Source organism: Cellulomonas sp. (assembly GCF_965229465.1).
Classification (GTDB): Bacteria; Actinomycetota; Actinomycetes; order Actinomycetales; family Cellulomonadaceae; genus Cellulomonas.
On the sequence record NZ_OZ245882.1, the window covers coordinates 2,940,257 to 2,958,841 of the forward strand.

Annotated in this window: 17 protein-coding genes; 10 read left to right on the forward strand and 7 right to left on the reverse strand. The window is 72.6% G+C overall.

Translation table 11 applies throughout. The features are described 5' to 3' along the window. Window positions 1-47 precede the first annotated feature (47 nt). Entirely contained in the window at window positions 48-485 is a 438-nt protein-coding gene (locus ACO06A_RS14005; protein ID WP_421732844.1) for a MarR family winged helix-turn-helix transcriptional regulator, read from the forward strand. Between the two features lie 29 nt (window positions 486-514). Beyond that, window positions 515-928, forward strand: a complete 414-nt coding sequence (locus tag ACO06A_RS14010) for a pilus assembly protein CpaE (RefSeq protein ID WP_421732845.1) — start codon at window positions 515-517, stop codon at window positions 926-928. On the opposite strand, the gene ACO06A_RS14015 is transcribed toward ACO06A_RS14010, so the two are convergent. The 3 genes from ACO06A_RS14015 to ACO06A_RS14025 all read right to left on the reverse strand — a co-directional run bounded on the left by ACO06A_RS14015 (window position 929) and on the right by ACO06A_RS14025 (window position 2,571). Then, the gene (locus ACO06A_RS14015; RefSeq protein ID WP_421732846.1) at window positions 929-1,672 is read right to left on the reverse strand and encodes a PH domain-containing protein; all 744 of its coding nucleotides are present in this window, start codon (window positions 1,670-1,672) and stop codon (window positions 929-931) included. Continuing rightward, on the reverse strand, window positions 1,669-1,836 hold the full coding sequence (locus ACO06A_RS14020) for a hypothetical protein (RefSeq protein WP_175348271.1): 168 nt from the start codon (window positions 1,834-1,836) through the stop codon (window positions 1,669-1,671). The genes ACO06A_RS14015 and ACO06A_RS14020 overlap by 4 nt, the downstream gene beginning before the upstream one ends. A gap of 159 nt (window positions 1,837-1,995) precedes the next feature. Further along, window positions 1,996-2,571: a DUF5655 domain-containing protein gene (locus tag ACO06A_RS14025; protein ID WP_421732847.1), complete on the reverse strand. Its 576-nt coding sequence runs from the start codon at window positions 2,569-2,571 to the stop codon at window positions 1,996-1,998. Between the two features lie 46 nt (window positions 2,572-2,617). Between ACO06A_RS14025 and gatC the strand changes: the two genes are divergently transcribed. The 4 genes from gatC (at window position 2,618) to ACO06A_RS14045 (ending at window position 6,681) form a co-directional block, all read left to right on the forward strand. Then, entirely contained in the window at window positions 2,618-2,917 is a 300-nt protein-coding gene (gene gatC / locus ACO06A_RS14030; RefSeq protein WP_175348273.1) for an Asp-tRNA(Asn)/Glu-tRNA(Gln) amidotransferase subunit GatC, read from the forward strand. 87 nt (window positions 2,918-3,004) lie between these two features. Continuing rightward, entirely contained in the window at window positions 3,005-4,519 is a 1,515-nt protein-coding gene (gene gatA / locus ACO06A_RS14035; RefSeq protein ID WP_421732848.1) for an Asp-tRNA(Asn)/Glu-tRNA(Gln) amidotransferase subunit GatA, read from the forward strand. Further along, complete coding sequence (gene gatB / locus ACO06A_RS14040) at window positions 4,516-6,012, forward strand: Asp-tRNA(Asn)/Glu-tRNA(Gln) amidotransferase subunit GatB (RefSeq protein WP_421732849.1); 1,497 nt, start codon at window positions 4,516-4,518, stop codon at window positions 6,010-6,012. The genes gatA and gatB overlap by 4 nt, the downstream gene beginning before the upstream one ends. A gap of 123 nt (window positions 6,013-6,135) precedes the next feature. Continuing rightward, complete coding sequence (locus ACO06A_RS14045; protein ID WP_421732850.1) at window positions 6,136-6,681, forward strand: GNAT family N-acetyltransferase; 546 nt, start codon at window positions 6,136-6,138, stop codon at window positions 6,679-6,681. Here ACO06A_RS14045 and ACO06A_RS14050 read toward each other — a convergent pair. Further along, on the reverse strand, window positions 6,678-7,310 hold the full coding sequence (locus ACO06A_RS14050) for a TetR/AcrR family transcriptional regulator (protein ID WP_421732851.1): 633 nt from the start codon (window positions 7,308-7,310) through the stop codon (window positions 6,678-6,680). The two genes, ACO06A_RS14045 and ACO06A_RS14050, sit on opposite strands and share 4 nt — an antisense overlap. A 62-nt stretch (window positions 7,311-7,372) precedes the next feature. Between ACO06A_RS14050 and ACO06A_RS14055 the strand changes: the two genes are divergently transcribed. Further along, complete coding sequence (locus ACO06A_RS14055; protein WP_421732852.1) at window positions 7,373-8,380, forward strand: hypothetical protein; 1,008 nt, start codon at window positions 7,373-7,375, stop codon at window positions 8,378-8,380. Between the two features lie 40 nt (window positions 8,381-8,420). Here the strand turns inward: ACO06A_RS14055 and ACO06A_RS14060 are convergent, their stop codons facing one another. After that, window positions 8,421-9,212 carry an SDR family NAD(P)-dependent oxidoreductase gene (locus ACO06A_RS14060; RefSeq protein WP_421732853.1) on the reverse strand — a complete coding sequence of 264 codons (792 nt, stop codon included), beginning with the start codon at window positions 9,210-9,212 and terminating at the stop codon, window positions 8,421-8,423. A gap of 152 nt (window positions 9,213-9,364) precedes the next feature. Between ACO06A_RS14060 and ACO06A_RS14065 the strand changes: the two genes are divergently transcribed. Continuing rightward, window positions 9,365-10,357: an RNA polymerase subunit sigma-70 gene (locus tag ACO06A_RS14065; protein WP_421732854.1), complete on the forward strand. Its 993-nt coding sequence runs from the start codon at window positions 9,365-9,367 to the stop codon at window positions 10,355-10,357. Here the strand turns inward: ACO06A_RS14065 and ACO06A_RS14070 are convergent. Next, window positions 10,354-11,694 carry a cryptochrome/photolyase family protein gene (locus tag ACO06A_RS14070; RefSeq protein WP_421732855.1) on the reverse strand — a complete coding sequence of 447 codons (1,341 nt, stop codon included), beginning with the start codon at window positions 11,692-11,694 and terminating at the stop codon, window positions 10,354-10,356. The genes ACO06A_RS14065 and ACO06A_RS14070 overlap by 4 nt on opposite strands. A gap of 85 nt (window positions 11,695-11,779) precedes the next feature. On the opposite strand from ACO06A_RS14070, the gene ACO06A_RS14075 reads away from it, so the two are divergent. After that, entirely contained in the window at window positions 11,780-13,312 is a 1,533-nt protein-coding gene (locus ACO06A_RS14075; protein WP_421732856.1) for a peptide MFS transporter, read from the forward strand. A gap of 38 nt (window positions 13,313-13,350) precedes the next feature. Continuing rightward, window positions 13,351-14,013, forward strand: a complete 663-nt coding sequence (locus ACO06A_RS14080) for a VOC family protein (protein WP_421732857.1) — start codon at window positions 13,351-13,353, stop codon at window positions 14,011-14,013. A 75-nt stretch (window positions 14,014-14,088) separates the two neighbouring features. On the opposite strand, the gene ACO06A_RS14085 is transcribed toward ACO06A_RS14080, so the two are convergent. Continuing rightward, window positions 14,089-18,342: an endo-1,4-beta-xylanase gene (locus tag ACO06A_RS14085; protein ID WP_421732858.1), complete on the reverse strand. Its 4,254-nt coding sequence runs from the start codon at window positions 18,340-18,342 to the stop codon at window positions 14,089-14,091. Window positions 18,343-18,585: the final 243 nt, after the last annotated feature.

The following is an 18,585-nucleotide window of genomic DNA, read 5'->3' on the forward strand; positions in this document are numbered from 1 at the left end:
TCGAGTGTCAACTAACTGACATCGTTAGGCTATGTCAGACTACTGACATGGGTCAAGCGGTGGAGCTCGAGACGTCGATCGGCTACCTCCTCAAGGAGGCGTCGAGCGTCCTGCACACGGCGATGGACTCCGTGCTGCGTCCTCTGGAGCTGACGATCACGCAGTACGCGTGCCTGGAGCTGCTCGCGCAGCGACCGGGGCTGTCCAGCAGCGACCTCGCCCGCGGCGCGTTCGTGTCCCGGCAGTCGATGAACGTGCTGCTCCAGCAGATGGCGAAGGACGGGCTCGTCTCACGGGCCGACCAGGCGCCGGTGGGCCGGGTCCTGCCGACTCAGATCACGGACCTGGGGCGCGAGCGGCTGGCGGACGCGAGTGCCGCGGTCGCGGCGGTGGAGTCGCGGATGACCGGCGCACTGCCCGCGGGGGACCGTGCCGAGCTGCGGCGGTTGCTGCGGGAGTGCGTCGCGGCGCTCGCTGACGGGTGATCGTCAGGACGCGGGCGGATACTTGATCGATGATCTCCGTCGCACGCGCCCAGCAGCTCCACGAGGCGGGCCTGAGCTGGCACCCCCGACCCGGCGACCGGTTCGCGGTCCGGACGCTCGAGGACCAGGTGTTCACCATCTCGGACATGGTGGTGGAGCCGCACGAGTACCCGACCGGCACCGTCCTCGGCTTCAACGGGACCACCGAGTGGGCGCTCGACTCGGTCGCGCAGGAGGACGCGCTGTGGCTGCCGCGAGAGGACCAGCTGCGCGAGCTGCTGGGCGGCACGTTCCGCAGCCTCGCGCGCTCGACCGACGGGCAGTACGGGGTGGTCATCGAGCACTCCGGCCGACCCGAGCGCCTGTTCACCGCGGACACGGCCGCGGACGCCTACGCGCAGGCGCTGCTCGCGCTGGTGGCGGCCGCGATCGAGCGGGTCTAGTCAGTCGTCGTAGCGCTCGACGGGGTCGTGGATCGGCACGAAGGTGCCCGCGCCGCCCGACACCGCCCACCCGGCACCGTCGCCTGCCGGGGTCGATCGGGGTGGGATCCGGATCGGCTGGGTGTCGCCGGGGCGGACGGGCGGCCAGTCGGGGTGACCGTCCGGCACCGCTGCCGGTCGGCGCACGGCGACGGACGGGGGCCGGGAGTGCGGCGCCTGGGTGGGCGTGAAGATGATCCCGCACAGCTCGCGGTAGGTGGCGTCGGGGTCGGCCACCCACGCGATGCGGCTCAGTGCCTGGTCCTGTCCGGCCGACTCCAGCGTGAACTCCCCGTAGCCGAGCACGCGGCCGACGATGGACCGGGAGTACCGCATGTCGGTGACCTTGACCAGCGGCATCATCGAGACCTTGTGCGTGATGAGCCCGTAGAGCATCAGCATGCGCTTGTCCGTGGCGACGAACCACTCGTTGCGCCAGTCGAGCACCCGCCAGCCGAGCCGGGCGAGCAGGGCGAACCACAGGACCCACAACCAGGCCGACCGGTCGCCGACCACGGGGCCGGCTACGTCGACGAGCCAGGCCACGAGCACGAAGCCGACGACGGTGGTGACGCAGGGCTCCATGAGCTTGGCCCAGTGGGACCGGCGCGTCAGGACGACGCGCTCGCCGGGCAGCACGTACTTGCGCAGCGTCCGGTGCCCCGCAAGGGTCTGCTCGACGGTGGCCATGTCAGCTCGCGTCACTCGGCCAGGTTGGCGAAGAACCGGCCGAAGCTGGAGAACGCGCTGACGATGATGTCCCACAGGGCGCGCACCAGGTCGGCGGCGCGGTCGGGGCTGGTGATGATGGCGTACACGAGGAAGATCGCGACGATCCAGAAGAGCGCAGTCTTGAGCTTCGGCGGCATAGAGGTCCTCGCAGGCACGGTGGGGGAGCACGGTCGGGGGCAGCGGCGGATCGCGACCCGCGGCGCAGGGGCCGGCCGACACCACCAGTCCCGGCAAAGCGTACTTACCGGGCGGTGCCGAGCGGGGAGCACACACCGGGAAAGTGAACGAGTGTCCGACTACCCGCCGTTCTGCTCGTACGCCGCGCGCAGCAACGGCAGCAGGCCCTCGACCTGCGCGACGTGGGTGACGCCGACCTTGTGGGTGGCCGATCCGGGCGCCTTCGCCGGCACGAGGTCGGGGTGGGACGGCGGGTCGACGAACCGCAGCCCGACGTCCACCCGCGTGGCCGTGGTCGCGGCGACGGCGGCGAACTGGCGGGCACGGACGAACGGCACGTAGGTGGACCGGCCCTCGCGGCGGACGTCGGCGCCGAGGCCCAGCAGAGCGGACTCGAGGGCGTCGTACACCGGGCGCAGGCCGGCCCTGCGCCCCGTGTACTGGCCGTCCACGTACCCGTCGACCGTCGGCTCCACCCAGCCGGCCTGCCGCGCGACCTCGAACGCGACGGCCCACTGGCTGTTCTGCGGCACGCCGTGCACGTCCTTGAGCCAGCGCCGCACCGCGGTCTGGTCGAGGGGGTCGACCCCGCTGGTGGTCTGCACCAGGGCGACCCACTCCTCGAGGCTCCGCCCGGTGCGCGCGGACATCCCCGCGGTGACCGCGGCCATCATCTCGTCGGGGCTCGTCGCCATGCTGCTCAGCGTAGGCAGCGGGTCGCCACCGTCTAGACTCCGACCCATGTCCACCCTCTCTCGCGACGAGGTCGCGCGCGTGGCGGGCCTGGCACGGATCGACCTCACACCGACGGAGCTCGACCGCCTCGCGGGCGAGCTCGACGTCATCGTCGAGTCGGTCGCCCGCGTGAGCGAGATCGCCACGCCCGACGTGCCGGCCACCAGCCACCCCCTGCCGCTGACCAACGTGTTCCGCCCCGACGTGCCCGTGGAGCCGCTCGACCGCGCCCTGGTGCTCGCCGCAGCCCCGGAGCACATCGACGGCAAGTTCGCGGTCCCGCAGATCCTGGGGGAGGACGCGTGATCCCGAGGCCGCACCCCGAGTGCAGTGGACGGTGGGGGACGCCGCAGGCGGCACCCGCCGGTAACGGAACGCAGGGAAGGCCGACCAATGAGCACTGACCTCACTCGTCTCTCTGCCGCCGCGCTCGCGGACAAGCTCTCGGCCAAGGAGGTGTCCAGCGTCGAGGCGACGCAGGCGCACCTCGACCGGATCGCCGACGTGGACCACGCGATCCACGCGTTCCTCCAGGTCAGCGGCGACGCCGCGCTCGCCGCCGCCGCGGACGTCGACGCCCGTCGCGCTGCCGGTGAGGAGCTGCACGCGCTCGCGGGCGTGCCGATCGCGGTCAAGGACGTCGTCGTCACCAAGGGCCTGGAGACGACCGCCGGCTCGAAGATCCTCCAGGGCTGGATCCCGCCGTACGACGCGACGCTCGTCGAGAGGCTCAAGGCGGCCGGCCTGCCGATCCTGGGCAAGACCAACATGGACGAGTTCGCCATGGGGTCGTCCACGGAGCACTCCGCCTACGGCAACACGCACAACCCGTGGGACCTCGACCGCATCCCCGGCGGGTCCGGTGGCGGGTCCGCCGCCGCGGTCGCCGCCTACGAGGCGCCCCTGGCGATCGGCACGGACACGGGCGGCTCGATCCGTCAGCCCGCGGCCGTCACCGGCACGGTCGGCGTCAAGCCCACCTACGGCGGGGTCTCCCGGTACGGGCTCATCGCGCTCGCGTCGTCGTTGGACCAGGCCGGTCCCGTCACGCGCACGGTGCTCGACTCGGCGCTGCTGCACGAGCTCATCGGCGGCCACGACCCGCGGGACTCGACGTCCATCGACGAGCCGCTGCCCCCGCTCGTGGCCGCGGCCCGCCAGGGCGCGAACGGCGACCTGTCCGGCGTGCGCGTCGGCGTCATCCGCGAGCTCCAGGGCGAGGGCTACCAGCCCGGCGTGCTCGCGCGGTTCGAGGAGTCGCTCGAGCTGCTGCGGGGGGCCGGTGCCCAGATCGTCGAGGTCTCCTGCCCGCACTTCACCTACGCGCTCGCCGCGTACTACCTGATCCTCCCGGCCGAGGCGTCCAGCAATCTGGCCAAGTTCGACGGCATGCGGTTCGGCCTGCGCGTCGTGCCCGAGGACAACCCGACCGCCGAGCGCGTCATGTCCGCCACCCGTGGCCAGGGCTTCGGCGACGAGGTCAAGCGCCGGATCATCCTGGGCACCTACGCCCTGTCGGCGGGCTACTACGACGCCTACTACGGCTCGGCGCAGAAGGTCCGCACGCTCATCCAGCGCGACTTCACCGCCGCGTTCGAGCAGGCCGACGTACTGGTCTCCCCGACGGCGCCGACCACGGCCTTCAAGCTGGGCGAGAAGCTCGACGACCCGCTGGCGATGTACCTCAACGACGTCGCGACCATCCCGGCCAACCTCGCGGGCGTGCCGGGCCTGTCGCTGCCGAGCGGGCTGTCCGACGACGGCCTGCCGGTCGGGTTCCAGGTGCTGGCCCCGGCCAAGGCCGACGACCGGCTGTACCGCGTGGGTGCCGCGCTCGAGGCGCTGCTCGAGAACGAGTGGGGCGGGCCTTTGCTGCTCAAGGCTCCTGAGCTGGAGGTGGCCCGATGAGCGTGCTGGTGGACTACGACGACGCGGTGGCGCGGTACGACACGGTCATCGGCATCGAGGTGCACGTCGAGCTGGGCACCGCGACCAAGATGTTCGACGGGGCGCCCGCCGGGTTCGGCGAGGAGCCGAACACGTCGATCACCCCGGTCTCGCTCGGCCTGCCCGGGTCGCTGCCGGTGGTCAACGGCCTCGCGGTCGAGTACGCGATCCGCATCGGCCTGGCGCTGAACTGCTCGATCGCCGAGACCTGCCGGTTCGCGCGGAAGAACTACTTCTACCCGGACGTGCCCAAGAACTTCCAGACGTCGCAGTACGACGAGCCCATCGCGTACGAGGGCTGGGTGGATGTCGAGCTGGACGACGGCAGCATCTTCCGCGTCGAGATCGAGCGCGCGCACATGGAGGAGGACGCCGGCAAGAACACCCACATCGGCGGCTCCGACGGACGCATCCACGGCGCCGAGTACTCCCTGGTCGACTACAACCGCGCGGGCATCCCCCTGGTGGAGATCGTCACCAAGCCGATCACCGGTGCGGGCGCCCGGGCGCCCGAGGTAGCCCGCGCGTACGTGCAGACCCTGCGCGACCTGTTCCGGGCGCTGGAGGTCTCCGAGGCCCGCATGGAGCGCGGCAACGTGCGCGCGGACGTCAACGTCTCGATCCGCCCGACTCCCGGGTCGCCCCTGGGCACCCGCACCGAGACCAAGAACGTGAACTCGTTCCGGTCGGTGGAGCGGGCCGTGCGGTACGAGGTCAGCCGGCAGGCGGGCGTGCTCGACGACGGCATCGCGATCATCCAGGAGACGCGTCACTGGCACGAGGACACCGGGACCACCGCGTCCGGCCGCGTGAAGTCGGACGCCGAGGACTACCGGTACTTCCCGGAGCCCGACCTCGTCCCGATCGCCCCGGACCGCGCGTGGATCGAGGAGATCCGGGCGGGTCTGCCCGAGCTGCCCGCCGCGCGCCGCAGAAGGCTGCAGACGGAGTGGGCCTACGCCGACGCCGAGATGCGCGACGTGGTCAACGCCGGCGCCGTCGAGCTCATCGAGACCACGATCGCCGCGGGGGCCAGCCCGGCCGCCGCGCGCAAGTGGTGGATGGGGGAGCTGGCGCGCACGGCCAAGCAGCAGGAGGTCGAGCTGGCCGACCTGCCCGTGACGCCCACCCAGGTCGGGCAGCTCCAGAAGCTGGTCGACGACGGCCGGATCAACGACAAGCTGGCCCGCCAGGTGCTCGAGGGCGTGCTCGCGGGCGAGGGTGACCCGGAGACGGTGCTCGTCGCGCGCGGGCTGGAGGTCGTGTCCGACGACGGCCCGCTGCTCGAGGCCATCGACGCGGCGCTCGCCGCGCAGCCGGACATCGCGGAGAAGATCCGCTCGGGCAACCTCGGGCCGGTCGGCGCGATCATCGGTGCGGTCATGAAGGCCACGCGCGGGCAGGCCGACGCCGGCCGCGTCCGCGAGCTGCTGCTGGAGCGCATCGCGCAGTGACGCCACTGGTCAGCGCCCCGCTGCGGCGGGGCGCTGACCGTCCGGCGTGATCGGCCGGTAACCTCCCCGCCATACCCTGGCCGTAGCGTTCGCCGCTGGTGAGCAGGGGACGAGGAGGCAGCGATGGAGAAGCCCACGCTCCAGGGCGAGATGATCGTGCTCCGACCGATCCGGGCGGACGACGCGGACGCGGTGTGGGAGTCGGTGAGCGACCCCGACGGTCGGCGGCTGACCGGCACCACCGCGGTGTTCACCCGTCCGGAGATCGACGCCTGGTGCGAGGCGATCAGCTCCGCCGAGGGCCGGATCGACCTCGCGGTCACCGTGAACGGGTCCGACGAGTACCTGGGCGAGATCGTGCTCAACGACATCGACGACGTCGTGGGCTCCGCCAACCTGCGGCTCGCGATGCGACCGGGCTACCGCGGGCGCGGGTACGGCACCGAGGCCATCCAGCTCATGCTCGGGCTCGCGTTCGACGGCCTGGGCCTGCACCGCGTCGAGCTGGACGTGCTGAGCATCAACGCGCGCGCCAAGTCCCTGTACGAGAACCTCGGGTTCCGCATCGAGGGTCGTAAGCGGGACGCGTACCGCGACGGCGAGGGCTGGTGCGACGGGATCCTCATGGGGCTGCTCGAGGACGAGTTCCGCGCGAGCCAGATCCCCTAGCGGGGCAGGTACTTCTCCACGGAGGCCAGGTAGGCGTCCGGGTCGAAGTCGGGGAGCACCGACCACTGCAGGACGTAGCCCTGCACGGCGGAGATCAGCAGCGGGACCTGCTCGGCGGCGAGGACGTCGGCCTCGTCGACCGCCACGCCGTGCGTGCGCTGGTGCCAGGCCGAGACGTAGGCGGTGAGCGCGCCGCGCAGCTGCAGGATGACGTCGAGGACGAGCGCGCGCAGCTCGGGCTCGGTGACGGCCTCGCCCCACAGCTGCAGGAGGACCGAGGGGTCTCCGACCTCGTGCCGCATGCCGGTGATGAGGGTGCGCGGCACGGTCGGCGGTGCGGCGAGCGGGTCTTGGTCCGCCAGGTGCTGGAGGTCCGCGATCCTCGACCCCACGACTCGCGTGGCGACGTCGACGACGATGGCGGCCTTGCTCGGGTAGTGGCCGTAGATCGCGCCAGCGGACAGCCCGGACTCCGCGATGATCTCCGCCATCGACGTGGCCTGGAACCCCTTGCGGCGGAACGCCCGCAGCGCGGCCTCGGCGATCTCGTCCCGCCGGGCGACTCGGTACTCCTCGGTGACCTTGGGCACGTTGCAGCATAAAAACGAATGATCGTTCTTGACAAGCACGGCGCGCCGGCACGACGATCGTCTAGAAGAACGAACGTTCGCTTTAGACGAGAGGAACTGCCATGCACACGCAGCCGCACACCCCGTCGCGACGCCTGCTCGGCCTCGGCGCCGGCCTCGCCGCCGTCCTGACCATGCTGGCGCTCGCCTTCCTGTGGCCGGCGGTCACGTCCGAGCCGCGGGACCTGCCGGTCGCCGTCGCCGGGCCGCCCGCCGCGGTCGCTCCCTTCGCCCAGGCGCTCCAGGAGCGTGCGCCCGGCGCGTTCGACGTCGTGGCCGCGCAGGACCGCAGCTCCGCCGTCGACCTGATCGAGACGCGCGAGGTCTACGGCGCGGTGGTGCTCGGGGTGCAGCCCGAGATCCTCACCGCCTCCGGCGCGAGCCCGCTCGTCGCCCAGCAGCTGGGCGCGCTGGCTCCGGCCCTCCAGGCGCAGGTGGGTGCGCCGGTCCCGGTGACCGACCTGGTGCCTCTGCTCGAGGGTGACCCCCGTGGCGCCATCCTCGGCGCGGTCACGTTCCCGCTGGTCATCGGCGGGATGATCGGTGGCATCGCGATCTCGCTCACGGTGGTCGGGGTGTGGCGTCGGGTGACCGCCGTGGTCGCCTACTCGGCACTCGGCGGGCTCGCGGTCGCGGGGGTGCTGCAGGGGTGGTTCGGTGCGCTGGCCGGCTCGTACGCGGTCAACGCCGGCATCGTCGCGCTGGCCATCCTCGCGATCGCCGGGGTGATCGTCGGGTTCGTGTCGGTGGTCGGCCGCCCGGGGATCGCGATCGGCCCGGTGCTCTTCCTGCTCGTCGCCAACCCGATCGCGTCGGCCGCGCAGCCCTGGCAGATGCTGCCGGCACCGTGGGGCGCGATCGGCCAGTGGATGCCGCCGGGCGCGGCCGCCGCGCTGCTGCGCGACGAGTCGTACTTCCCGGGCGCGGACACCACGCAGCTCTGGGTCGCCCTGGCGTCGTGGGCGCTCCTGGGGCTCGTGCTGGCGACCATGGGCCACTTCCGGAACACGGGTGCGGCGACCCCGGCGGCCCTCGAGGAGGCGGCTGCTGCCGACCTCGTCACGGTCTGAGCCCGGGTGCGGGCGGGGTCCGGCGGACCCCGCCCGGTCGTCAGTCGTCCAGGCTGCCCATCGTGAGGTTGACGGTCGTCCCGGTCATCCCGCTGGCCCGGTCCGACGCGAGGAACGCCGCCACGTTCGCCACCTCCTCGATCCGCATGAGCCGGCGCGGGTGCGTCCGGGACGCGAGCAGGTCCTGCCACTGCTCCCAGGTCGTCCCCGAGGCAGCGGCGCGGGGCTCCCAGGCCTGCCGGATCGTGCGCGTCGTCGGGATCGCCTGCGGCCGCAGGCCGACCACGCGGATGCCGTGCGGCGCCAGCTCGGCGGACAACGCCCGCGTGAGCGCCTCCTTGGCCGCCTGCGCCGGCCCGAAGCCGCCCACCAGGGGGATGCCGATCCGGGAGTGCAGGGCGCTGACCGTCATGATCACCCCCGACCCCGCGGCGACCATGCGCCGCGCGGCCAGCCGCGCGGTGAGGAAGTACGAGGTCGTGTAGGCGGCGAGCGGCAGCGCGAACTGCGCGACATCGACCTCCGTGAGCGGGAGACCGAGGATGTCCGCGTCGGGGATGCCGATCGCGTTGAACGAGATGTCGACGCGGCCCGACGTCGCGACGACGTGCTCGAGGTGGTCGTCGACGGCCCGCTCGTCTAGCGCGTCGACCTGCGCCGCCTCGGCGTGGTGGCCCGCGGCGACGATCTCCTTGGCGACGACGTCGACGCCCGCCTGGTCGTGCCCGGTCAGGTAGACGGTCGCGCCCTCGCCCGCGAAGGCCTGCGCGACGGCGCTCCCGATGGCGCCGCCGGCGCCGTAGACGACCGCAACCTTGTCCTGCAGCAACATGTCCGACCTCTTCCGAGTGGTGTGCGACGGCCCTGACCGGTGCCGTCGGCCGTATAGACCCCGGGGTGAGCGAGAACTGGGCGCCGCCGGACCGCCCAGTTCGCGCACCGGCCGGTGTCTGTACGCGAGAGAGTGGGATCACGGGAGGCGGGATGACCGAGACGATCGACCCGGTGGTGCGGGCGCGCGCGGGGGACGACGACGCGTTCCGCGAGCTGACGGAGCCGTACCGGCGCGAGCTGCTGGTGCACTGCTACCGGATGCTCGGGTCGCTGCACGACGCGGAGGACGTCCTGCAGGACGTGCTGCTCGCCGCGTGGCAGGGCCTCGACGGCTTCTCGGGGCGGTCGTCGCTGCGCACGTGGCTCTACCGCATCGCCACGAACCGCTGCCTCAACGCTCGTCGCGCCGCCGCCCGCCGCCCTGCCCGGGCCTGGGACGTGCCCGGCGTGGAGCTGATCGAGCCGAGCAGCCTGGGGGAGGTCGTCTGGCTCGAGCCGTTCCCCGACGCCCTCCTGGGCGGCGCGGGAGAGGCCCCGCTGGGTCCCGAGGCCCGCTACGAGCGGTCCGAGGCGATCTCGCTGGCGTTCGTGACCGCGCTGCAGGTGCTGCCGCCGCGCCAGCTCGCGGTCCTCGTCCTGCGCGACGTCCTGGGGTTCCCCGCGCGCGAGGTGGCCGAGATGCTCGACGCGTCCGTCGAGTCGGTGACCAGCGCGCTCAAGCGTGCGCGCGCGACCCTGCGGGTGCGCGGGTCGGCGCCGCCGCCGACGTCCGAGGGTGCGGACGAGCTCGTGGCGAGGTTCGTCAGCGCCTACGAGTCCTCGGACGTGGTCACCCTGGTCGCCCTGCTGACAGACGACGTGTTCATCTCCATGCCGCCGATGCCGTACGAGTACGTCGGCCGGGACCTCGCGGCCCTGTTCTGCGCGGGCATCCTGGCGCCGGGTCGTCGGTTCGACCTGGTCGCGACCAGGGCCAACGGTCAGCCCGCGTTCGGCACGTACCTGCGGGGACCCGACGGCTCGAGCCGGGGGACCGGCCTGCTGGTCCTCGCGCTCGCGGACGACGGGGTCGGCGCGCTGACGCGGTTCGACGACTCCGTGCTGCCGGGGTTCGGGCTCCCGGCGTCACGTCCGAGCGCCTAGTCGCGCCCGCGGTGGAAGTCGTCGAGGGCGACCTTGCGCTCCACCGCGTGGTCCACGATCGGGTCCGGGTAGTCCTCGGGCGCCTCGAGCCCCAGCTTCCACGGCTGGTGCACGGCGCGCCCCGGGATCCCGCGCAGCTCCGGCACCCACTGCCGGACGTAGGCGCCGTCGGGGTCGAACTTCTCGCCCTGCGTGACCGGGTTGAACACCCGGAAGTACGGCGCGGCGTCCCGGCCGGTGCCGGCGACCCACTGCCAGTTGAGCTGGTTCTGGGGCACGTCGCCGTCCACCAGCCAGTCCATGAAGTGCTGGGCGCCCCGCTGCCAGCGCACGTGCAGGTCCTTGACCAGGAACGACGCCACCACCATGCGCACGCGGTTGTGCATCCAGCCGAGGGCGCGCAGCTGGCGCATCCCGGCGTCGACGAACGGGTAGCCGGTCCGGCCCTGCGCCCACGCCGCGAAGGAGGCGTCCCCGTCGTCCCAGGAGTCCTCCGGCACCACGGTCTGCAGCGACCGCTGCGCGGCGCCGGGGTGGTGCCAGAGCACGTCGGCGTGGAACTCCCGCCAGGCCAGCTCGGAGCGGAAGGTCGCCACGTCGAACTGGGCGGCGGCGAGATCGGCCAGCAGGGTGCGCGGGTGCAGCTCGCCGTACTTGAGCGGGATCGAGAGCATCGAGGTGGCGTCGAGGTCGGGGCGGTCGCGCAGCGTCGCGTACTCCGCGAGGTCGCCGTGCACGTAGGCGGTCCAGCGGGTGTGGGCGGCGCGCTCGCCGGCCGGGGGAAGGCGCACGTCGGTCCCGGGCTCGTCGGGGACGCCGTCGGAGCGGACGTCGGCCCACGGGACGCGCTGCGGTCGCCGCGCCGGTGCCGACCAGCCGTGGTCCAGCCACGCGCCGCGGAACGGGGTGAACACCTGGAACGGGGTTCCTGCCTGGGTGGTCAGCCGGCCGGGCGCGACGGCGTACGGCGACCCGGTGCGGACCAGCGGCACGTCCAGCGCCCGCTCGACGGCCTCGTCGCGACGCCGGCCGTACGGCTCGGTCGCCGCCGTCACGTGCACGCTCGGCGCGCCGGCCTCGCGGACGACCGCGGGGAGCACGTCGGCGGCGTCGCCCTGGCGGACCACCAGCCGGCCGTCGAGCGCCTCGTCCAGCGCCCGGAGGCTCCGCGCGAGGTAGGCCAGCCGCGGCGCACCCGCCGTGCGCCACAGGGCGGGATCGACGACGAACAGGGGCACGACATCGTCGTCGGCTGCCCGTGCCTCCTCGACGGCGGCGAGCAGCGCGGGGTTGTCCGCGAGCCGCAGGTCGCGACGGAACCAGTGGATCGAGGGCACCCGGCGACGGTAGCCGGGGGACCGCCGAACCGCCGCCCGAGAGCCCGGGGTGGTGGCCCGCGGGGCACAAGGACACGATGGGCGGATGAGCGACGCGAACGCGGGGGGCTCGGCGCCCGCTCGCAAGGCCGACACGCTGCCCGGCGACCGCGCCTTCTTCGGTCAGCCGATGGGTCTGTTCACCCTGTTCGGCACCGAGCTGTGGGAACGGTTCAGCTACTACGGCATGCGCGCCATCCTGCTGTTCTACCTGACCGACACGCTGGCCAACGACGGCCTCGGGATCGAGCAGACGTCGGGCGAGGCGCTCGTCGCCATCTACGGCGCGTCGGTCTACCTGCTGTCCGTGCTGGGCGGCTGGATGGCCGACCGGGTGATCGGGGCGCGGCGGTCGGTGCTGTACGGCGGGATCATCATCGCCGCCGGCCACGTGCTCCTCACCGTGCCGCAGGCGCTGTTCTCCTACCTCGGCATCGTGTGCGTCGCGCTCGGCACCGGCCTGCTCAAGCCGAACGTGTCGAGCATGGTGGGGGAGCTGTACGACCGGGAGGACCCGCGTCGCGACTCCGGCTTCTCGATCTTCTACATGGGCATCAACATCGGCTCGCTGGCGGCCCCGTTCCTGGTGGGTGCGGCCCGGGCGATCGGCGGGTACCACGCGGGGTTCGCCGTCGCCGCGGTCGGCATGGCGATCGCCCTGGTGTTCTTCGTCGGGGGACGCAAGTACCTCGGCGGTGCCGGGGACGTGCCACCGAACCCGCTGACCCGGCAGGACCGTCCCGGGGTGGTCCGGCTGTTCCTGGTGGTCCTCGGCGGGATCCTGCTCGCGGTGGTGGTCGCGCGGCTCGTGCAGGGCGAGTTCGGGCTGCCCACGTTCATCGACGCGATCTCCTACCTCGCGTTCGCCGCGCCGGTCGCCACCTTCATCGTGATGTTCCGGTCGCCCAAGGTGACCGACCACGAGCGGACGAGGCTGCGCGCGTACATCCCGCTGTTCGTCGCCGCGATGATCTTCTGGATGATCTTCGAGCAGGCGGCGAGCACGCTGGCCTCGTACGCGCAGGACAACACCGACCTGACCGTGCTCGGGCTGACGATCTCGCCCGAGCTGTTCCAGTCGGTCAACCCGGCCGCGATCATCCTGCTCGCGCCGGTGTTCGCGTGGCTGTGGATCAAGCTCGACGACCGCCCGCCCACCGCCGTGAAGTTCGCGCTCGGGCTCACGTTCGCCGCGCTGAGCTTCGTGTTCCTGGCCGGTGCGTCCTGGCTGGCCGACGGCGCCAAGACGCCCGCGTGGGTGCTGGTGGTGGTCTACCTGATCCAGACGATCGGTGAGCTGTGCCTGTCGCCGGTGGGCCTGGCGGCGACGACCCTGCTGGCCCCGAGGGCGTTCCGCGGGCAGGCGATGGCGCTGTGGTTCCTGGCGCCGTCGGCCGGGAACGCGATCGCCGCGCAGGTCATCCAGTCCACCCCGGACGTCGGGCCGACGGCGTACTTCGGCGTCATCGGCCTGATCGCGCTGGTGTTCGCGGCGGCCATGTTCGCGCTCGCCCCGTGGGTCACTCGGCACATCCGGGAGGGCGCCGACTCGGCCGAGGAGGCGGCGCTGCAACACTGACGCGCGCACGTGTGGGCGGCCGGTGGCAGGGTGGACTGATGGCTGACACCACGCTCCTGCGACACTCCGACGTCACCGCCGCGGTCGACTCCCGGCACTGGCGCGTCCTCCTCCAGTCGCTGCGCGCCACCTTCGCGACGCCCGACTTCAGCACCGCCGCCGCCTTCGTCGCCCGGATCGCGGCCGCCGCGGACGCGGCCGACCACCACCCCGACGTGGTCCTGCGCTGGGGGCAGGTGACGGTGACCACCACGAGCCACGACGCCGGCGGGCTGACCCAGCGCGACGTGGACCTCGCCGCCACCGTGAGCGCGCTGGCCGACGAGCTCGGGGTGACCGGCGACGTGCCGCGCAGCGAGATGCTGGAGATCGCCGTCGACGCGCTCGACATCGCAGCCGTACGGCCGTTCTGGGCGGCGGTGATGGGCTACAAGGTGACGGAGGCCGAGGACCTGGTGGACCCGGCGGGCATCGGACCGTCGATCTGGTTCCAGCAGATGGACTCGCCCCGGCCGCAGCGCAACCGGATCCACTTCGACGTCATCGTGGCGCACGACCAGGCGGAGGCGCGCGTGGCTGCGGCGGTCGCGGCCGGCGGCCACCTGGTCAGCGACGAGCGGGCGCCGGCGTTCTGGGTCCTGGCTGACCGCGAGGGCAACGAGGTCTGCGTGTGCACGTGGCAGGCGCGCGGTAGGAGCTGAGAGCGGGCAAGCCGAAGGCCCCGGATCGGAGTGGAGGTTGATCCGGGGCCCTCGGCGGTCAGCAGACGAGGCTGGTCAGCCCCGGCCCCGCGGCGTGGGCGACACGGTGGCCGTGGCCGTCGTGGCACGCCCCTCGGGGTTGGTGAACACCGCGCGGTAGTCGGTGGGCTTGCTGCCCACCTTCACCGTGAGCGACGTCCGGTGCGCGCCCCCTACCCAGTGCCAGCCGCCGTGGCCCGTGCGCTGCTGCCAGCGCACGATCGGCTCCGGGTAGCCCGTGGCGGCCGCCGTCAGCGTCACCTTCGAGCCCGCCTTCGCGGTGACCGAGGTGGGCTGCACGGTGACGACCGGGGCCGCGCGGGTGATCCGCACCCGGGCGACCTCGGTGGTGGCCGAGCCCTCGCTGTTGGTGAACACCGCCCGGTACCGGCCACCGTCCGAGCGCGCGGTCAGGGTGACCGTGAGCGTCGTCGACGTCGCCCCGGGCACGTCCTTCCACTGCCACGGCCACCGGCCGCGCACCTGCCACCGGACCGTCGGCTCGGGGTACCCCGACGCGGCGGCGGTGAGCGTGACCTCGGACCCGAGGGCACCGGTGACTGACGACGGCTGCTCGGTGACCACCGGCGCCGACGGCTCCGGCGTCACGGGGGCGACCAGCTGGGCGACGCCCCACCGCGAGGTGTTCTGGTACGAGCGCCCGGTCGGGTCGGACCAGGTCCGCACCGATCCGCGCACCCCGGCGGTGCCGTCGTTGACCTGGAAGTCCAGGCCCGCGAGGTCACCGACCGTGACGGCGTGCCCGAGCGAGATCGACGCCTCGACCACGTACCCGCCGTCGACCACCGCGGTCGCGCTGGTCAGCCGGTCGCCGATGACCGCGAGGTCCCCGGAGACCGACACCGCGTTGAGGTAGTTGATCCGGTACTGCCCGTCGGCCGGGTTGTACGGACCGGACTTGGCGTTGACCGGGTCGAGGAAGATCTCGACCGAGTCCTGCTCCCAGGCGTTGGTGCTCGTCGCGTCGAGTGACGGGTCCGTGACCTGCGCGAGCACGTCGATGCGGTCGTCGTGCCAGAGCAGGCGCACGTCGGCGGTCGCACCCGGCGTCCCCTCGACCTGCACGTCGGTGTGCACCACGGCGGCGTCGGCCCAGGCGGCGTCCACCGTGCCGTCGATCGTCGGCGCGGCAGAGGCCCGGGGGACCGCCACGAAGCCGACCGGCTCGACCAGGGTCACGACGCCCAGCGGGCCGCCGGTCTCCTGGTGGTGGGCCAGGTCGTTCCAGGACACCAGCCCGCCGCTGCCGTCGGCCACCCGCACGTCGAACGGGACGGTCGTCCCGACGGCGCCCGGCGCCGACAGGGGCAGCTGAACCACCGCGGTCCAGCCGTCCGCCGTCGGCGTCCCCGCCTCGCGGGTGACCACCACGGGGTCGCCCGAGCCGAAGAACGTCGCGGAGTCCGCCGCGCCGTCGTCCGTGGCGTCCACGACGTGCACGTACGCGGACAGGTGGTCGGCCGACCAGCGCAGCTGGAACCCGGTCCCGCCGGAGATGGTCTGCAGCGGCAGCAGGCTCCACTGCAGGTTGTCCGGGGCGTCCGCCTGCGGGGCGTTCGCCTGCCGGGTCAGGGTCGGCAGCTGCGTCGGGTCGACGATGCCCCAGTAGGCCGGCTTGGCCTGCAGGTCGTCGTCGAACGGCAGCGGTGCTCCCTCACGCCAGCTCCGGCTGTCGTACGGTCCCCACAGGGTGACCGCGAACAGGTCCGGGAACTCCCGCAGCATCGAGAAGACGCTGGCGTAGTAGTAGCCCTGCTCGACCAGCTTCTCCTGCGTGACCGTGCCGTCGATCGGCGCGTCCAGCTCGCTCACGTCCTGGAGCACGCCCAGGGGGGCGAACGTCTGGAGCGTGGTGCGGAGCTGGTCCACCGACTGCGACAGGCTGATGTGGAACTGGTGCCCGACGCCGTCCACCGGCACGCCGTCGGCCAGCAGGCCCTCGACCAGGTCGAACATCGCCTGCCGCTTGGCGGGCAGCTCGGTGTTGTAGTCGTTGATGAACAGCTGGACCGGGCCGTCGGGGTCGCCGCCGTTGAACGCCCCGGAGGCGATCTCGAACGCGTCCGCGATGTAGGCCGGGCCGAGCGTCGCGTACCACGCGCTGCGGCGCAGCCCGTCGGACTCGCTCTCGGCGACGACCTCGTTGACCACGTCGACGCTCACGATCGGGTTGCCGGGCGTGCCGAACTCTCCGTACGTCGTGCGGTAGTGGTCGGCGAACGTCTCGATGTGCGTGCGCATCCGGGCCAGCAGCAGGGCCTGGTCCTCCGCGCTGTCGGTCAGGGGTGTGCCGTCGGCGTGCTGGAAGAACCAGTCCGGCGTCTGGCTGTGCCACACGAGGGTGTGCGCGTGCACGCGGATGCCGTGCGCGAGCGCGAAGTCGACGAGTTCGTCGGCCGCGTCGAACGTGAACGTGCCCTCCGTCGGCTGGATGGCCTCGGGCTTCATCGCGTTCTCGGCGGTGAGCTGGTCGTAGTGCTTGGTGACCAGCTCAGCCCCGGAGCCGACCGTCTCGCGGGCGTCGATGGCGACTCCGACGGGCCACGGGAGCACATCCTGGAGCGACGGGATGTCCTGCTGGACCGGCGGAGCGGTCGAGCCCGTCACCACGATGTCGTCCACCAGGAACGAGGGCGTGCCGGACGCCGTCTCGACGTACAGCAGCGCGCTCTCGGCGGCCGCCATCGTGTACGACGCCTGGACCTGCACCCACGCGTCCGCCGTGACCCCGGTGGCCGTGGCAACCGTGTCGTACGACGACGAGCCGGCGTTCTCGCGCTGGACGCTGATCCGCACGTCGGCGGGAGTGGTCTCGCCCGCGGCGAGCTTGACCCACGCCGAGATCTGGTACGTGCGGCCGGCCTGGAAGATGCCGGTCACCGGTGCGCCGAGGCCGTGCCAGGTGTCGGTGCGGCCGGAGACGGAGGCCGCCTGGGTGCCGCCGTGCGCCTCCGCCGTGGTGGTCGCGACGATCGGCGCGGTGCCGTTGCCGCGTGCGCCCCACACGCCGAGACCGTCCTCGAACCCGGTCGACAGCGACGTGGTGGGGACGCCCGGGTCGTCGGACCCGCCCGCGGGCAGAGTGAACTGCCAGCCGGTCGCCAGCCGCTCGGACACGACGGTGCGCACCGCCGCGAGCGTGCCGGAGCGGTCACCGCCACCGTCGTGCGTGAGCACCACCTGTCCGGGCTTCATGGCCGCGCGCAGGTTGGTGGTCAGCGTCGGGACGTCCTGCGTCTCCCAGTCGCTGATGGTGTTGATCACCGCGAGCGGCTGCATCCCGAGGGAGACCGCGACACCGGGCGTCTGGCCCCAGCTGCCGTTCGGCGCCCGGAAGTACGGCACCTTGGCGTTCGGGTCGCCCAGCGCGTCCCGGATGATCTGCAGGTTCTCCACCAGGTCGGCCTGCACCTGCTCCGGCGTCCAGCTGCCCATGTCGGCGTAGCTGGTCGTGTGGTTGCACAGGGTGTGGCCCTCGCGCACGATGCGCTGGAGCACCGCGGCGCCGCCGGGCGCGGTGATGTTCTGGCCGATCACGCAGAACGTCGCGTGCAGGCCCTGCTCGCCGAGGTAGTCGAGCAGCGACTCGGTGGTCGCGCCGTTGGGGCCGTCGTCGAACGTCAGCGCCGCGACGTCGCCGGTGCCGCGCGCGGCGGTCACGGGAGTGACCGTCGGGTTCACGGCACCCCCGGGCACGACGCCGGGCACGGGGTCGGTGCCGTCCGCGGCGGTGATCAGCACGTCGTCGACCAGGAAGCTCGGGTGCGCCGTGCCGATCACGCCGGCCTCGAGGTACAGGGTCGCGGCCGTGACGGCCGAGTCCTTCGTGTACGTGCCGCCCACCTGCACCCAGGCGTCCGCCGTCACGTCGACGGGGGAGCCCACCCAGGCGTACTGGTTGTCGGCCGGCGTCTGCTCCACCGTGAAGTGCACGGGCGACGTGCCGACGGTCCCGGGGGCGAGCCTGACCCAGGCGGACACCGTGTAGGTGGTGCCGGCGTCGAACAGGGTGGCGACGTTCGTCGCGGGACCGTTCCAGTCCCCGGTGCGCCCGCTGACCAGCAGGCTGCCGGTGCCGGCGTGCGCGTCGTCCGCGGTCACCGCCAGCGTGACCGGCCCCCGCGGACCCCAGGGTGCCGGGTCGGGTGACTCGAAGTCGTTCTGCAGGACCACCGTCGGCCCGGTCTCGGCGGCCAGCGCGGGCGGGGTCGTCGTCAGACCCAGTGCCACAGCTGCTGCCACCGCGGTGAGGACTCGTGCACGTCTCATCAGCGCTCCTTTGCGCGATCGTCTCCACTCCGCGCCGGAGATTACGCACGAATGGGACGAGGCGCCAGGGATGTCGACAACGTTATTGATAACGTTATCGAATCGTGAGGCCCTCCGAAAGTATCGGGGAGGGTCGGAGCTCCGCGCGCACGTCGCGAGCGTCCCGGCATGCCCGACCGGACTCAACGGGACCGTTAGTAAAACGTTATCGATAACGTTTGACGATCGGGCGGGACGGCTGCC

Excerpts from the sequence above, each read along its gene's own strand:
- ACO06A_RS14005 (WP_421732844.1), top strand. The coding sequence starts at position 48 with ATGGGTCAAGCGGTGGAGCTCGAGACGTCGATCGGCTACCTCCTCAAG.
- ACO06A_RS14010 (WP_421732845.1), top strand. The coding sequence starts at position 515 with ATGATCTCCGTCGCACGCGCCCAGCAGCTCCACGAGGCGGGCCTGAGC.
- ACO06A_RS14020 (WP_175348271.1), bottom strand. The coding sequence starts at position 1,836 with ATGCCGCCGAAGCTCAAGACTGCGCTCTTCTGGATCGTCGCGATCTTC.
- ACO06A_RS14025 (WP_421732847.1), bottom strand. The coding sequence starts at position 2,571 with ATGGCGACGAGCCCCGACGAGATGATGGCCGCGGTCACCGCGGGGATG.
- gatC (WP_175348273.1), top strand. The coding sequence starts at position 2,618 with ATGTCCACCCTCTCTCGCGACGAGGTCGCGCGCGTGGCGGGCCTGGCA.
- gatA (WP_421732848.1), top strand. The coding sequence starts at position 3,005 with ATGAGCACTGACCTCACTCGTCTCTCTGCCGCCGCGCTCGCGGACAAG.
- gatB (WP_421732849.1), top strand. The coding sequence starts at position 4,516 with ATGAGCGTGCTGGTGGACTACGACGACGCGGTGGCGCGGTACGACACG.
- ACO06A_RS14045 (WP_421732850.1), top strand. The coding sequence starts at position 6,136 with ATGGAGAAGCCCACGCTCCAGGGCGAGATGATCGTGCTCCGACCGATC.
- ACO06A_RS14055 (WP_421732852.1), top strand. The coding sequence starts at position 7,373 with ATGCACACGCAGCCGCACACCCCGTCGCGACGCCTGCTCGGCCTCGGC.
- ACO06A_RS14060 (WP_421732853.1), bottom strand. The coding sequence starts at position 9,212 with ATGTTGCTGCAGGACAAGGTTGCGGTCGTCTACGGCGCCGGCGGCGCC.
- ACO06A_RS14065 (WP_421732854.1), top strand. The coding sequence starts at position 9,365 with ATGACCGAGACGATCGACCCGGTGGTGCGGGCGCGCGCGGGGGACGAC.
- ACO06A_RS14075 (WP_421732856.1), top strand. The coding sequence starts at position 11,780 with ATGAGCGACGCGAACGCGGGGGGCTCGGCGCCCGCTCGCAAGGCCGAC.
- ACO06A_RS14080 (WP_421732857.1), top strand. The coding sequence starts at position 13,351 with ATGGCTGACACCACGCTCCTGCGACACTCCGACGTCACCGCCGCGGTC.
- ACO06A_RS14085 (WP_421732858.1), bottom strand. The coding sequence starts at position 18,342 with ATGAGACGTGCACGAGTCCTCACCGCGGTGGCAGCAGCTGTGGCACTG.